We start from the raw sequence: 13,184 nt of genomic DNA on the forward strand, positions 1-13,184 counted from the left end.
TGGATAAAAGCCACCGGCTCCGCCGGTGGACGCAGCAACAAGAGAGCGAGCTGGTACTTCGTCCACCGGCAAAGCCGGTGGCTTGGATTCGGCTCAGTGCCTGAGCCGTGCTACACCGTGATCTCGTACCCCTTCCGCTGCTCGCGAGCGACGAACGACTGGGCCTCGTTGTCGCCGATCATCGCTTCTTTCACCGGATCCCACTTGAGGTCGCGATTGAGCCGCAGCGCGATGTTCGCCAAGTGGCAGTTCGACAGCGAACGATGGTGCGAGAAGACGTCGGACTGCGGTTCCTTGCGGCTGCGCACGCAGTCGAAGAAATTCTGCATATGGCTCACTGGTTCCGAACCTTTGAAGGCCTTGCGCAGTGCGTCTACTGGCAGTGGGTTCTCGGCGAGTTCCTCGACCGGCTTGCCAGCGAGCTTGCCGCGACTGACGAAGAGCCGGCCCTTGTCCCCCTCGAAGAGGACGCCGTTGTCGGTATCGTGGCGAATCGTCAGTTCGACGCCCGCGTCGTCAAACGTGTTCACCACGCGGAACGCGGTCGCCGTGTTGTACATGTCGTCGCGCGTGGGATAGCCCTTCTCGAACGGCACGGGATGTTCGCAAAGTTCCACGCGAACCGAGTTGGGACCGGTCTGGTCGAGGCCGAGCGCCCAGCAAGCGACGTCGACGTGATGAGCGCCCCAGTCGGTCATCTTGCCGCCGGAGTATTCGTACCACCAGCGGAACTCGTAGTGGCCGCGCGACTTGTACGGAATGTCGGCGCCCTCGGCGTCTTTGCCTCCTTGCCAACGGTAGTCGACGAGCGGCGCTTGGCCGAGCCAGCGTTCCCAGTTGAGTTCTTTCGGCGGCGCGATGACTGGCAGCTGCGGCGAGCTTTCCGCCGAATTGATGGCGCACGAGACCTTGCTCACCTTGCCGAGCCGGCCACTCTGGATGATCGCCACCGCCCGGAGGAACAACCGGTCGAAGTCGCTCCGCTGTTGCGTGCCGACTTGGAACACGGCGCCAGTCTCCTTCACGACCTGGCAAATTTTCTTGCCTTCGTCGATCGTGAGGGTGAGCGGCTTCTCGCAGTAGACGTCTTTGCCCGCCTTCATCGCTTCGATGGCGATCTTCGTGTGCCAGTGATCGGGCGTGCCGATGCTCACCGCCTGCACGTCTTTGCGATCGAGAACTTTGCGGTAGTCGTCGTACACGTCGGCCTTGCCGCCGGAGGCCTGCTTCGCCGCGGCCGCGCGTCCCGAATCGACGTCGCACACGGCGATGACGTCGGCAAAGTTCATCGCCAGCCCCATGTTGTGATTCCCTTGCCCGCCGTTGCCGATGCAGGCAATCAGCGGCCGGTCGCTCGACGCGGTCGCCGCCTGAGCCCGCGAGGCAGTGAGGAAGTAGGGAACCAACCCGCCGCCAGTCGCCGCGGCGCCGGCAGCGCCGACAGTTTGCTTGAAGAACGACCGACGCGATGAGAGACGCTTGTTCTGGCTCATAACCGGGAGAGGCTCCGCAATGTTGAAAAGGATTCGCCAAGCGATCCGTTCATTGTGAAGGGGGACGGCGGCGTTCGCAAGTTACTGGAATCGGCCGGGTGGCGATTCTCAGCGTAGTGACCTCGATTCGCTTTCCCCTGAAGCGAAAGGTCCGCTAAAACTAGTGGATGCTGCGAGCGGCGGGGCTTGAGTCAGTTGCGAGTGGCAGTTGCAGTTCTGTGTCAGTTAGTACGGCAGTTCTCCTCCGGCGACGCGCGAAAGCAGGGCATGAAGGTTCTTTCCCAATCACATGAGCGACGCTTGCGGATTATCGAAAGCGACTATGGTCGCGATTTCGGGTGGTTCGTTATCCGTGATGGCGAGCGGATTGCATCGCTTAGCGACTGCCAGCATGAGGAGATGTTCTGGGACAGCTACATCGTCGAACCAATGACGGACGACCCCGACCTGAATCGGCGTTTGCAATCAGCCTTCTGGCAAGGCGACGAATGGTCGGGCTGCGAGTTTGTCAGTCGGGAGTTTCCTGATGTGGTCGTCCGGCACGCACTCCCAGCGGCGTCGCCGATTCTAGAATCCGGGCGACTCTTGCTGCGTGGGCTCTACTGCAGCGAAGTGACGAGTAGACCTTGGGACTGGCTCTTCATGTGGTGGCGCAAGAAGGCGGCAATACCGGCGAGAACTAGGGGCGCGGCCAACAACATGGCAAGTTTCAGTTATCAGCGTCAGTTGCAGTTCTGCGTCAGTTACTGCGAGGACGGAGGAAGAATGGTCGGAGGCTAACTCCCAGCTTCAGCCTCAGTGCTTGTAGCGAATGCAACGCTCGACATCATGAAGCGCCCGTCGAGCGGCACGGTACTCGGGATCAAGGCGAAGAGCTTCGCGAAAGCACTCGGCGGCTTCAACGAACTGTTCCCGGGCACGGAGGACGAAGCCAAGGTTGAGGTAGGCTTCGTCTAGCTCGCCTTCGGGGCAGGCGATAGCGTTGCGGTGCGCTTCTTCAGCGTCTGCGAATCGACCTTGCTTAGCCAGTAGGGCTCCGAGGAAGATGTAATGATGCGGGAGATCGGGCCCCGCAGCGATCGCTCGACGATACCACTCAGCGGCTTGATCGTAGTCCCCCGCCTCGCGAAATAGGTGGCCCATGTGCGACAGAGGGTGATGCCGCATCTCCGTCGGGCAAAGACTGATGGCGCGGGCAATAGCCTGTTCCGCCTCTTCGTAGCGAGCGACTTCTACCAAGGCAATTCCGACGTAAAGCCAAGCTAAGCCATCCTCCGGAAAGGCGCGCAGGTAACGCCGCCCGTAACAAATTGTTAGGGCCGTGTTGTGGCTGTGAGAAAGACGCTTGAGGCGTGCTAATCGCGCAGCTTGGGACATGCGATTGATGCGAGAGGGTGCTGGCTGCTCGTCACGCAAGCTTAGTAGTACGAAATCCGCCGCCCGGTGATGCCGTGGGGGAGGAAAACGTCCATAATCTTGGTGACGCCGTCGATGCCGATGACCACCTGACCATCCATCGGCGGGACAGGTTCGCAAGCGCTTTCCAAGAAAAGTTCGTCGGGGCAGACTTGGCTCAAGCCAAGCTTAGCGCCGTTGACGAGCAAGTCGAGCGTCACTTTCGATGAATGGCCGGTGGGGTTGGGCATCATGAAACTCGACAAAGAACAATAGCGGGGAAACGGAATGGCTTACGTCGACCTAATTTATTCGGCCAGGCTGCCGCTATGTTAACGATACGAACCGCCCCAAGCTGGCGTGCGGCAATTTATCGCAACAAAACTCGGCCGATTTCTGCTACACTGGGGGCCCCTGCTAACCGCCCGCCGCAACATCTACCCCCACTGCAGGATCGATGCACGAAGAATACGCCCTGCTGATTAGCCTGTCGGTCAGTCTCATCGTCGCCCTCGCGTTTGGGCTCGTGACCCAGAAGCTGAAGCTCTCGCCGATCGTGGGGTATCTGCTCGCGGGATTCGTGCTCGGGCCGCACACGCCGGGGATCGAGGGCGATCCCGCCATCGCGCTGCAGTTCGCGGAAATTGGCGTCGCGCTGCTGATGTTCGGCGTCGGGCTGCACTTCGACATGCGCGACTTGCTCGCGGTGAAGAACATCGCCATTCCGGGCGCCGTGGGACAGATCTTGGTGGCGACCGCGCTCGGAGCTGTAGGGGCGATCGCGCTCGGCTGGCCGGCGGCCGAGGCGGTGGTGATTGGCATCGCCATTTCGGTGGCGAGCACGGTCGTGCTGATTCGCGTCCTTACCGATAACGACGTGCTCCACACTTCGCAGGGGCATATCGCGGTCGGCTGGTTGCTCGTCGAAGACATCTTCACGGTGCTCGTGCTCGTCGTGCTGCCGGCGGTGGCCGACATTCTCAACGACGGCGGCGAAGTCGTGGGCGAAGCGGCGAAGCATGCGGCTGGCGGCGGGATTGCGAAGGCGCTCGGCATGGCGGTGCTGCGGATCGGCCTGCTCGCGGCGCTGGTGCTGGGCGCCGGCAAGCGGCTCATTCCGCCGCTGCTGAACTTCGTGGCTCGTACTCGCTCGCGCGAGCTGTTTACCCTGTGCGTGCTGGCGCTGGCGCTCGCTATCGCCACGGGGGCGTTCTACTTGGGCGTGTCGATCGCCCTCGGGGCGTTCCTCGCCGGCATGGTCGTGGGGCAAACCGAGGTGAGCCATCAGGCCGCGGCCGACGCCTTGCCGATGCGTGACGCCTTCGCGGTCGTGTTCTTCGTTTCGGTCGGCATGTTGTTCGACCCGGCGGTGATCCGAGATCAGCCCGTCTATCTGGCCGTGCTGCTGGCGATCGTGCTGGTGGCCAAGCCGCTCACGGCGATTGGCATCGTCTGGATGCTGCGTTACTCGTTCCGCAACGCCCTTACCGTTGGCATCGCACTGGCTCAGGTGGGAGAGTTCTCGTTCCTGCTGGCGACCGAAGCGATTGATCACAAGTTGATGACTGAGGAAGGCCGCAGCCTGCTCGTGGCAACGGCGATCATTTCGATCACGCTCAACCCGCTGATCTTCCGCTTGATCGGCCCGATGGAAGGCTGGCTCCGTTCACGCCCCAAACTATGGAAGGTGCTGGGGAGCCGCGCCGAAGCGGGCGGCCTGCGCTTGAATGAAGAGATGGCTGAACGGCTCGCGGCGAATGGCGAGTCGAGCGCTCCGAAGACGCGGGCGGTGATCGTCGGTTACGGACCGGTGGGCCAGACGGCCGCGCGGATTCTGCGCGGCTTCGGCGTCGAGACGGTGGTGGTCGACCTGAACATCGACACAATCCGCGAGTTGGCCAACCACGGCCAGCTCGGCGTGTACGGCGACTCGACTCGGCACGATATCCTCGAAGCGGCCGGCATCAAGGAAGCGAAGTACCTGCTCGTGACCGTGCCCGACGTGCTCGTGCGGACGCTGGTGATCATCTCGGCGAAGGAGCTCAACAACGAGCTGAAGGTCTTCGCGCGGGCCCGCTATCTCAAGGAACGGGCGTGGCTTGAAGAGGTCGGCGCCACGCAGATTTGCATCGAGGAGGCCGAGACTGCCGTGGGGCTGGCGAAGCTGCTGCTCAGCGAGGTCGGCGCCGATCCGGAGCGGGTGGCTTGCGAGGTGCGGCGAATCCAGCAGGAGCTGGGGGTGCACCGGATCGAAGAGGATGGGTTCGCGCCGCATTATGATGTGGGCATATGACGCTGGGAAGTGAAGCTACGGATCGCCCCACGAATCCCTCAGCGCTCCCTCTTTTCTGGCAACGGCCGTTACAATCGGCATAGGCTGAACAGCGGCCCCGCGTGCGCCGGTGGAGCTACACTTAGCGAGATTGCCGCTGATCCCGGAGGCGGCCAACCGCGCGGCGCGTGCGCCCGTGGTCGCTCGTTTCCAATCGACATAGATGGTTTTTAGCTGAGGAGTCTGCCATGAAACGTCTGCTGGTGGCTGCTGCGATGTTGGCGGCGGTGGGTGTGAGCTTCACAAGTTTCGCTGTAGGTCAGCCCGCTGCTCCGGCGGGGTTGCCGCCGGTCAAACCGGCTGCCGCGCCGACTGCGACGACTGCCGCGCCGGCTCCGTATCACCCAGGCGCTAACGCCGCTCAAGACGCCGAGCGCGAGAAGATTTGGGACAGCCCCCAGATGCTGCGGGCCCGCGCTTGGGTGAAGGACTACACCTCGCACTCGGCGAAGATCACGCCGGCGGAAGCGAAGGAATACGAGGCCGAACTCGCGAACCTCTCGCCGAAGCAGATGAAGCTCTGGCTGTTGAAGTTCCAGCACGAAGAAGAGATGATCCAGCAGCAGCAACAGATGTTCAACAACTCGCGTCAGGCCGACGTAAGCCAGGCGATGGCGCTGCACAAGCAGATGAAGAAGGCGGACGCCGACATCAACGCCGACGAGACGGCGGCTGCCAAGACCGCCGAAGGTTCGATCAAGCAGCAACAAGAGTTTGCTCAGGAGAACTCGCTGCAGAAGACTGCCGACCAAGACGCGGCCGACACCTCGCTGGAGACGGCTCCGTTCTACGGCGGGTATGGCGGCTACGGTGGGTATGGTTACGGCGGGGTGCACTACCACTTCCACTAAACCGAACCCAAAGAGCCAATTAGCCCCCGGCTCTTCAAGCCGGGGTAGCCATTTCGCGGGGCGACGTCGCTCGGAATGGTAACCGACCCCCGGGCGGAGCCCGGGGCTAGAATACAAACGCTTGATAGCCCGCCTAGGATGGCCGGGCTATTTTCTTGCGCTCGCGGCGGGAGCGGCAGGGGCAGCGGCGACGTTCGCCTGTGGCGCGTCGTCGGCGATCTCGAACGAGATCGTCGCTTGGCCGAGCTTGCCCGAGTTGTGGTCGGTGATCGTCAACTCAATCTCGTACGGCCCCGCATAGATCCGCTCGGGCAGGGCGAGCTCGTACTGCATGTGGAAGTCGCGGCGGCGATTGCGGCACTGGTCCTGCACGTCGGGGAACTGCTTGCCGTCGACGAGCCGGCCCGATTCGTTGAGCACCTTGAAGCTCGTGCCGAGCGAGGTGGCGAAGCCTTGCTCCGAAGCGTTGCTCGTGAAGTTCTCGACTTCAGCGTACAACATCACCTTCTGCCCGGGACGGAAGGTGGTGACTTTGCTCGGTTCGTACGCGCCGAAGCCGTCGACCTTGTCGACGAACGTGATGTTGCGCACGCGGAGCGAGGCGAGTTCCGAAAGCCGCGAGCGGGCTTCGTCGAGCGGCGCCAGCGCGGCGATGGCCCGTTGCTTCTCGTCGAGTTGCGTCGTTGCGCTTAGGTAGGCGGAGATCGCGAAGAGTTGCTTCGACCAGAAATCTTGCTGAGCGGGCGAGGCGCCGGGGATCGGGCTGTAGGCTTCCTTCTCGTTGCCGGCGAGCAGTTGCAACGTTCGCAGCCGCATGTGGTCGTGGAGCTCGGCGACGGTGGTCGGCTGCGGCGCGACCGTTTGCTGCAGGTCGGCAATCGTGGCGTTGAGCTGAGCGTGCCAGTCGCCGGGAGCCGTCGGAACGGAGACGGGCGTGAGCGGCTGTTGCGGCGTCGAGTTCGGCAGCGCGGCGACGGCGGCGGCGGGGAGCGGCAGCGGTTGATCGTCCGAGGCGATCGCTACATCGGCGGCGTCTGGTTCGTCGGGCTCGTCGGTCGTCGCTGGGAGAGAACTGATCGCGGCGGGCGGCATGGAGCGCACGGCAGCGGGCGTTTGCGGATGGATCGCATCAACTGTAGGCGGAGCGCCGGCGGGAGTTTGATGAGCAGCGGGTGAGACGTGCGGATCGGCCGTGATCGCCGCCTGCGGCGACTGCGACGGCGGCCAGTTCGCGGCGGCGGGGGAGGGCGCCGCCTCGTGATGCGCGTGGTCGGCCTGATCGACTTCTTGCGACGGGTCGACCGCTGCGGAAATGCGTTGAATCTTCGGCTGCGTTGGCGGGGCGTTGCTCCGCATCTGCTGGGTCGCGACGTCGAACTCGTTCTCCGGCGTCTCGCCCGCAAACGCGGTCCGCTCGCGCTCGGCCAGCTGCTGCCGGTAGGCAAGCGCCGTGCGGAACGTGTTGACCATCATCGCATGGTTTTCAGGATTCGCCTCCTTAAGATCGGCGAGTAACTGCCGCTCGGCGGCGGGATCGATCTCGCGGATTTCCTGCAACTGCTGCAGGACGTCGGCCGAGGCCGTGAGCGGCGGATCGACGCCGCCGGCCATCGCCTTCTCGAGCGCGTGGGCCTTGAGCTCGGCGGCAGCCTGCTCTTCGACGCCGTCGCGATGCATGACGACCTGCTCGGACTTCGCATCGTGCTTGAACGCCGAGCCCAATGGCGCGGCGCAGCCGCTCGCGAACACCGCGAGCAACAGTGCGGCGAGATGCGACGGTCGTGTGGCTGGCGATTGAGTCATGCTCAGTCGAGGTTGGACATCGATGCACGGCGCGCCGAACGGCGGGCAGTTCGCCGGTCCGCGCGGCCGCGGATGGTAGTGGAACGCCGTAACGTGGGCAAGTTCAGCGAAGTGCTAGCGGCCGGCAACGGGGGCGGCGTGCTGCGAGAGGCGGATGATGAGCGTTTCGATCACCCGGCGGGCTCGATCTTTCGTCGAGTTGTAGCCCTTCAGCTCCAGGTCGGCTGCTAGCAGCCAGCGGTAGAGCTGACGAGCGCGGGGGCGGCCGATCTGCTTGAGCTGCCGCTCGGCGTCGTTGAGTTTGAACGGCGGCATGCCGGCCCGTTCGAGCGCGATGCGAATCGAGATCGCCTGGCGGCGACGTTCGGCCTGGTCGAACAACCGCACCGCGAGGGCGAACTTGCGAAGTGTCGACGCCATTTGCGGCAGCAACGCGTGGGCTTCTTCGCCGGCGGCGAACAAGCGGTCGAGTTGCTGCAGCGCGTCGGCCGCGCGACCTTCAGCGGCGGCGTCGATCATGTCCCACGTCTTGCGAGCCCGCCAACCGCCGACGTTCTCTTGCACAAGCTTCACATCGATCTTACGGCTTGGCTCGGCCAGCAGCGAGAGCCGGGCGATCTCCTGGTAAAGAATGCCCGGCTCGGGCGGAATCTGTTCGAGCAACTGGTCGGCCGCGGCGCGGACGAGTTCGCACTTGTACTCGCGACGGGCGACGACGACGAGCCAATCCTTCAGCTGCTTCGTGAACTCAGTGAGTTCTTTGCCTTGCGCGGGGGTGGCGCAACGGATCGTGAGCCCCGACTCGGCGACCGCTTTGGCGAGCCGCGTGTTGCTCGGCCAGGTGGTGACCTCGAGGATGAGAATCGCGTCGCTGCGCGGCTTGGCGACGTAATCTTCGAGTCGATCGCGGTAGTGCTTCACGAGGTCGTCGGCCTCTTCGACGACGATCACCCGGCGGCCGCTGCCGAAGAGCGACAGTTCCGACAGGGCGTCGTGGAGGTCGCGGTACTCGATCTCGCTGCCGTCGAGATGCTCGGCCGCCGCGTCGGGATCGTCGCCGCAAAGTTGAGCGACGAGGGCGCGGCGGACTTCGTGCTGGAGGAAGCCGTCGTCGCCGACGATCGCGACGACAGCGGGGACGGTCACCGACTTGGGGTCGGTGAGGACGTCGAATCCCGAGAGCGTGGCGGCGGACTTTTTGGCCATGGCGACATCATACCGCGACGGCGCGGCGCTGCGTAGGTTGGGCTTTTAGCCCGACGGCGGTGCGTTTGAGTGGCGTGATCGCGCCGGCAGCGCGCTGGGCGTCAGCCCCGACCTAGCCAGGTCGGGGCTAGTTGACGTCGGCAATGGTCGGCAAGACGCCATGAAGCTACGCCGCGCGGCGCGAGTAAGCGGCGCGTTTTCTGGCGGCTTTGGCCTTCTTCTCGGCGGCCCGTTGCGCGCGTCGTTCGCGACGGCGATGACGGTGCAGCCGCTCGCTGAGAAGTTGCAGCCGGACGCGCGGCTCTTGGGCGTCGGGATGCTCGAGTTCGTCCGTATCGCGCCAAACCTCCGGGCATTCGTCGTCGATCGTGCGCTCGACCGTCGCGACGACGAATTCGAGATAGCCGGCGGACGGAGAATTGGCCGCCTCCGGTTGTTTTGTCGCGTCGCTTTTTGTCGTTTCAGCGATTTCTGGCGACAAAACTCCCTCGGCCGACTGCTCGTCGAGAGTCGGGACGCGGAAGCGCTCCGCGAGACGCCAGCGGAGTTCGACGCGCTTCGCCGCGAGCGCCGCCTCTCGCGCTTGGCGCGCAGCGACCTCCGTCGGATCCGCCGGCGGCGTGAGGACGTTCCCTTGGTCGTCACGATCGTGCAGCACGCCGCCGACTTCGTCGCCCCAACCCTTCCGCCACTCGACGTCGGCCAGCGGCGTCTCGAACGGAAGCCGTTTCACCCGCGGGTCGCCCCACGGGCCGCGCATCGGGAAGCAGCAGTCGGTCGACTTTTCGATCGCGGCTTGCGTTTGCCGATAGAGCGCTTCGCGGCATTCTGCGGGAACGGCCGCGAGGGCCGCTTCTTGGATGTAGCGGAACGCGGTCGCGACAAGTTTGAGGCTCGTCATGTTGACCGGCTTGCGGGCGAACTCTTCGGGCTTCGTTCGTTCGAGAAGCCACGCGGCGGCTCGCCAGTGGGTGCGGGCCGCTTGCTCCATCAGCTTGCGCGGATCGGGAGTCTGTTGGAGCGCGAGCCGTAGTTCATGATCGAAATCTTGATCGGAGCGGCGTTCGCGCTGAACGGTTCGCAGCGACACGTCGAGCGACTCGGCCGCGGATTCGACGGTGTAGCTTTCCAGCGCGACGAGCTCGCAGAGGCGGGCCTTCTTGGCCTCGTCGAGAACGCGGCGCCGGCCGCGGATGTGGTTTTCTAGGATCATCTTTTTCACCCCCTGGCTCTGTGTGAATATGAGTCGCCAGCTCCGGGCTTCGCCCGGGGATGACGTTGGCGTTGACGCTACGGCAACGATGGCCGGCGTGGCGACCGACCCCCGGGCGGAGCCCGGGGCTAGAATGTGCACCTTGCGGACGCGAGTTCACGTTAGCAAAAGTAGTGGCCCAGTTTCGACAATGAAATTTGGCCACTTCGTATTTTTTGGCGGCGTGAGAAGGGGTCGGGGGCCTTTTGCCACTAGGGGGCGTCAATCCAGTGGAACGCACCCAGTGGCAAAAGGCCCCCGACCCCGTTTGGCGTAGCGTCGCGCCCCCGGTTTGAAGAACCGGGGGCTAATGAAAACGGATGCGCGGCTGAGAATTGAGTATTGGCGATCGGAGGAGGGAGCGACGCGAATCGAGTTTCGCTCCGGCGGGTCGTTGACCCGCGGCTACTGGCGAGCGAGGGGCGCGAGAAGGGCACCGGCTACTGATTGCGGATCGCTTGGCCGGTGGCGGTGCGGAAGCGTTGAGGTTCGCTTTGCACGGGGCGGACGCTGCGGAGTTTGCCCGTCGGTTGCGGCAGGTTGAGCGCGACCGGGGCGGGCGATTGGTGGATCGCGACGTTGCCCGCTTTGTCGCGAACTTCGAGCCGCAGGAAGAGCCGTTCGGGAACTTGCTGCAGCAGTCGCCAGGCGTATTGGCCGTTGTTGTCGAGGTCGGTGGCGACCGTCGACCAGGGACCGTCGGGGCTGCTGGCGAAGAACAGGCCGACGGGTCGGCTGTCGAGGTTCTCGTCGGCGGCGGTCCAGCGGATGATCAGGTGGTCGGCGAGATTGCCTTGTCCGATTTCGGCGGCGTTCAGCTGGGCCTGCGGTTCCGCGAGGTCGACGCCGATCACGAGTTCCGGTTGCTGGCCGGCGGTGGGCGTGGGGGCTTGCGAGCCGTTGGCGCCGTTTACCACGAGGCAGAAACCGTAGAGGCCGGCGGCGGGGACGGTGACGCGCATCGGGCTGCGGTTGTCGGGGTCGGCGCCGAAGTTGGTCCAGGTGGCGCCGCCGTCGCGGGTGCCGAAGAGTTCGACCTTCGAGACGCCCCACGGGCCGACGGTTTGGAGGTCGTAGTCGACGTCGAAGGTGAGCGAGTTGACCCAACGGGTGCCGGTGGCGTCGGCGGGTTGTTCGGTGGGGACGGCCGACCAGCTCGGCGGGCCGGGGGGCGTTTGATTGCCGAACTGGCTGCCAAACGGCGCTGGCGGGTTCATCGGTGCGCTAGCCGATTGGAACTGGCTGTTGTAGCCGCAGGAGTTGTTCATGCCATTCGCTGGACCGCCGACGAGCGGCGGGGCGGCGAAGGGGTGGTTGGCGCCGTTGTTCGAACCGTTGTTGGCTGGAGCGCCGCCGTTGTCGGCGACGAGCCGCGCGGGGGTGCGGTCTTCGGGCCAGAGCGGGGGCGGAGGCGTCGAGTTCGCGCCGAGCGGTTGGGCCGCGGCGAAGGGGTTGTTGTTTTGTGGAGCTTGGGGGGCGTTATTGAGGAAGACGCTCTTGCTGTCTGGGGCGTTGTTGGGGGCGGAGAGAGCGGGGGTGGCGGCGGTCCATTCTTGCGCGCCGGGGGGTGTGGAGGGGGCGCCGGGGCCGGGACGGCCCGGCTCGCTCGTGGGTTGGGATACGAAGGGATTGGATTGGGCGGGGGCGTTGAGCGCGAGGCCGAGTTGCGGGGGCGTGGGAGACTGCGCGACGCCGCCGTACTGGGGCGTGGGGGCGAAGGCGCCGACCATCGAGGCGTCGGCGGTGGCGCTGAATTGGTTGCCCGCGCGATCGTCGACCGTGGCGCGAAACTTCACGGCGCCGGTGGCGGTCGGCGGCTTCCAAGCGACTTGGCCGGCGACGCGGTCGGGCTGCGACACGTCGGGGGGGCCGGTGGCGATCCGTTGCCAGGTGGCGCCGTCGGTCGAGGCTTCGAGGCGGACGGTTTCGGGTTTGAGTTGCTGGTCGCTCGCGTCGTAGCGGAGGACCATTCGGCCGCTGGCGTCGGCGGCGGCAGTAAGTTGCATTGTCGGCGGCACGGTGTCGACGACGACGCGCAGCTGCGGTTGCGAGATGGTCGCGGGGCTCGCTTCGCCTTTGCGGTTGATCGTGCGGACCGCGAACGCATACTCGCCGTCGACGGGGGCGTGATAGCTGAAGCCGCGGACTTGGGGTTCGGCTTCTTGGAGGACGGCCCACTGGGTGTCGCCGCCACGGGAGACCAGGAGTTGCACCTTGTCGACCGGGTTAGCGAAGCCAACGGTGGGAGCGGTGGATTGGTAGGGGATGAAAAATACGCGGGTCCGCCAGTAGCTCGGTTCGGTGAGCTGGGCGTGGACGCTAGCGTTTGCGGCGAGGGTGGCGGCAAGCGTGAGGGTGACTACTAGTAGTAGATGCGCGCGCGGATGGCCGATCCGGGCGCTTGCGCTTCCGGCTATTGGCTTGAAGGGCAGCGAATCGCCGATGGGGCGTCGCATGGCGGGTCCGGGCGGGGGAGGGCAGGGGGGCGGTGCGCGCAGTGGCAGCGCCTCATGGCGTGTATCGGCGAGTGCGAAGGGGGCATTTACAGATAAGTCTCGGGGGCGGGTTGGGGCGCTTGCGGGTTGGGTAGGAGTGAGCGTGGGGACGCCGGGGCCGGGACGGCCCGGCTCGCTGGGAGATGTAGAGAGAAGAGCGGGGAGGGGAGACGGTGGCTGCGCTGGACTCGTGCTGGCGGCGCCGCCATAATGTGAGTTAGGGCAAGAAGTAGCGGTTCCAGAGAATGAGGCGCGCCAGACGGCGGCGCGCAACGGCATGTCCTCGGCGTACGATAGCCTGGTTCAGGCGGCGCTACTGTTTGCAGCCATCTTCGGTTTGACGGCGGTAGTGCTCGC

Annotated in this window: 10 protein-coding genes; 3 read left to right on the forward strand and 7 right to left on the reverse strand. The window is 64.9% G+C overall.

Going from position 1 to position 13,184, the window contains the following annotated elements; all coding sequences use genetic code 11:
- Nucleotides 1-110: 110 nt before the first annotated feature.
- On the reverse strand, nt 111-1,493 hold the full coding sequence (locus ACQY7R_RS12770; protein WP_428305981.1) for a Gfo/Idh/MocA family protein: 1,383 nt from the start codon (nt 1,491-1,493) through the stop codon (nt 111-113).
- Between the two features lie 267 nt (nt 1,494-1,760).
- Between ACQY7R_RS12770 and ACQY7R_RS12775 the strand changes: the two genes are divergently transcribed.
- Nucleotides 1,761-2,273: a hypothetical protein gene (locus ACQY7R_RS12775; RefSeq protein ID WP_428305982.1), complete on the forward strand. Its 513-nt coding sequence runs from the start codon at nt 1,761-1,763 to the stop codon at nt 2,271-2,273.
- Nucleotides 2,274-2,288: 15 nt separating this feature from the next.
- Here ACQY7R_RS12775 and ACQY7R_RS12780 read toward each other — a convergent pair whose 3' ends face one another.
- Nucleotides 2,289-2,870, reverse strand: a complete 582-nt coding sequence (locus ACQY7R_RS12780; RefSeq protein ID WP_428305983.1) for a tetratricopeptide repeat protein — start codon at nt 2,868-2,870, stop codon at nt 2,289-2,291.
- A gap of 41 nt (nt 2,871-2,911) precedes the next feature.
- Nucleotides 2,912-3,139, reverse strand: coding sequence for a hypothetical protein (locus ACQY7R_RS12785; RefSeq protein ID WP_428305984.1), 228 nt, complete (start codon nt 3,137-3,139; stop codon nt 2,912-2,914).
- A 206-nt stretch (nt 3,140-3,345) separates the two neighbouring features.
- Here ACQY7R_RS12785 and ACQY7R_RS12790 point away from each other — a divergent pair, with 206 nt between their 5' ends.
- Nucleotides 3,346-5,181, forward strand: a complete 1,836-nt coding sequence (locus tag ACQY7R_RS12790) for a cation:proton antiporter (protein WP_428305985.1) — start codon at nt 3,346-3,348, stop codon at nt 5,179-5,181.
- 227 nt (nt 5,182-5,408) lie between these two features.
- Nucleotides 5,409-6,071, forward strand: coding sequence for a hypothetical protein (locus ACQY7R_RS12795; protein ID WP_428305986.1), 663 nt, complete (start codon nt 5,409-5,411; stop codon nt 6,069-6,071).
- A 147-nt stretch (nt 6,072-6,218) separates the two neighbouring features.
- Here ACQY7R_RS12795 and ACQY7R_RS12800 read toward each other — a convergent pair whose 3' ends face one another.
- The 4 genes from ACQY7R_RS12800 to ACQY7R_RS12815 all read right to left on the reverse strand — a co-directional run bounded on the left by ACQY7R_RS12800 (nt 6,219) and on the right by ACQY7R_RS12815 (nt 12,788).
- A complete protein-coding gene (locus ACQY7R_RS12800) occupies nt 6,219-7,874 on the reverse strand; it encodes a hypothetical protein (RefSeq protein WP_428305987.1) in 1,656 nt (551 codons plus the stop codon).
- Nucleotides 7,875-7,988: 114 nt separating this feature from the next.
- The gene (holA, locus tag ACQY7R_RS12805; RefSeq protein WP_428305988.1) at nt 7,989-9,080 is read right to left on the reverse strand and encodes a DNA polymerase III subunit delta; all 1,092 of its coding nucleotides are present in this window, start codon (nt 9,078-9,080) and stop codon (nt 7,989-7,991) included.
- 166 nt (nt 9,081-9,246) lie between these two features.
- A complete protein-coding gene (locus tag ACQY7R_RS12810) occupies nt 9,247-10,293 on the reverse strand; it encodes a hypothetical protein (RefSeq protein ID WP_428305989.1) in 1,047 nt (348 codons plus the stop codon).
- Nucleotides 10,294-10,772: 479 nt separating this feature from the next.
- Nucleotides 10,773-12,788, reverse strand: a complete 2,016-nt coding sequence (locus ACQY7R_RS12815; protein WP_428305990.1) for a hypothetical protein — start codon at nt 12,786-12,788, stop codon at nt 10,773-10,775.
- Nucleotides 12,789-13,184 lie beyond the last annotated feature (396 nt).

It is taken from the genome of Lacipirellula sp., assembly GCF_965279485.1.
Classification (GTDB): domain Bacteria; phylum Planctomycetota; class Planctomycetia; order Pirellulales; family Lacipirellulaceae; genus Lacipirellula.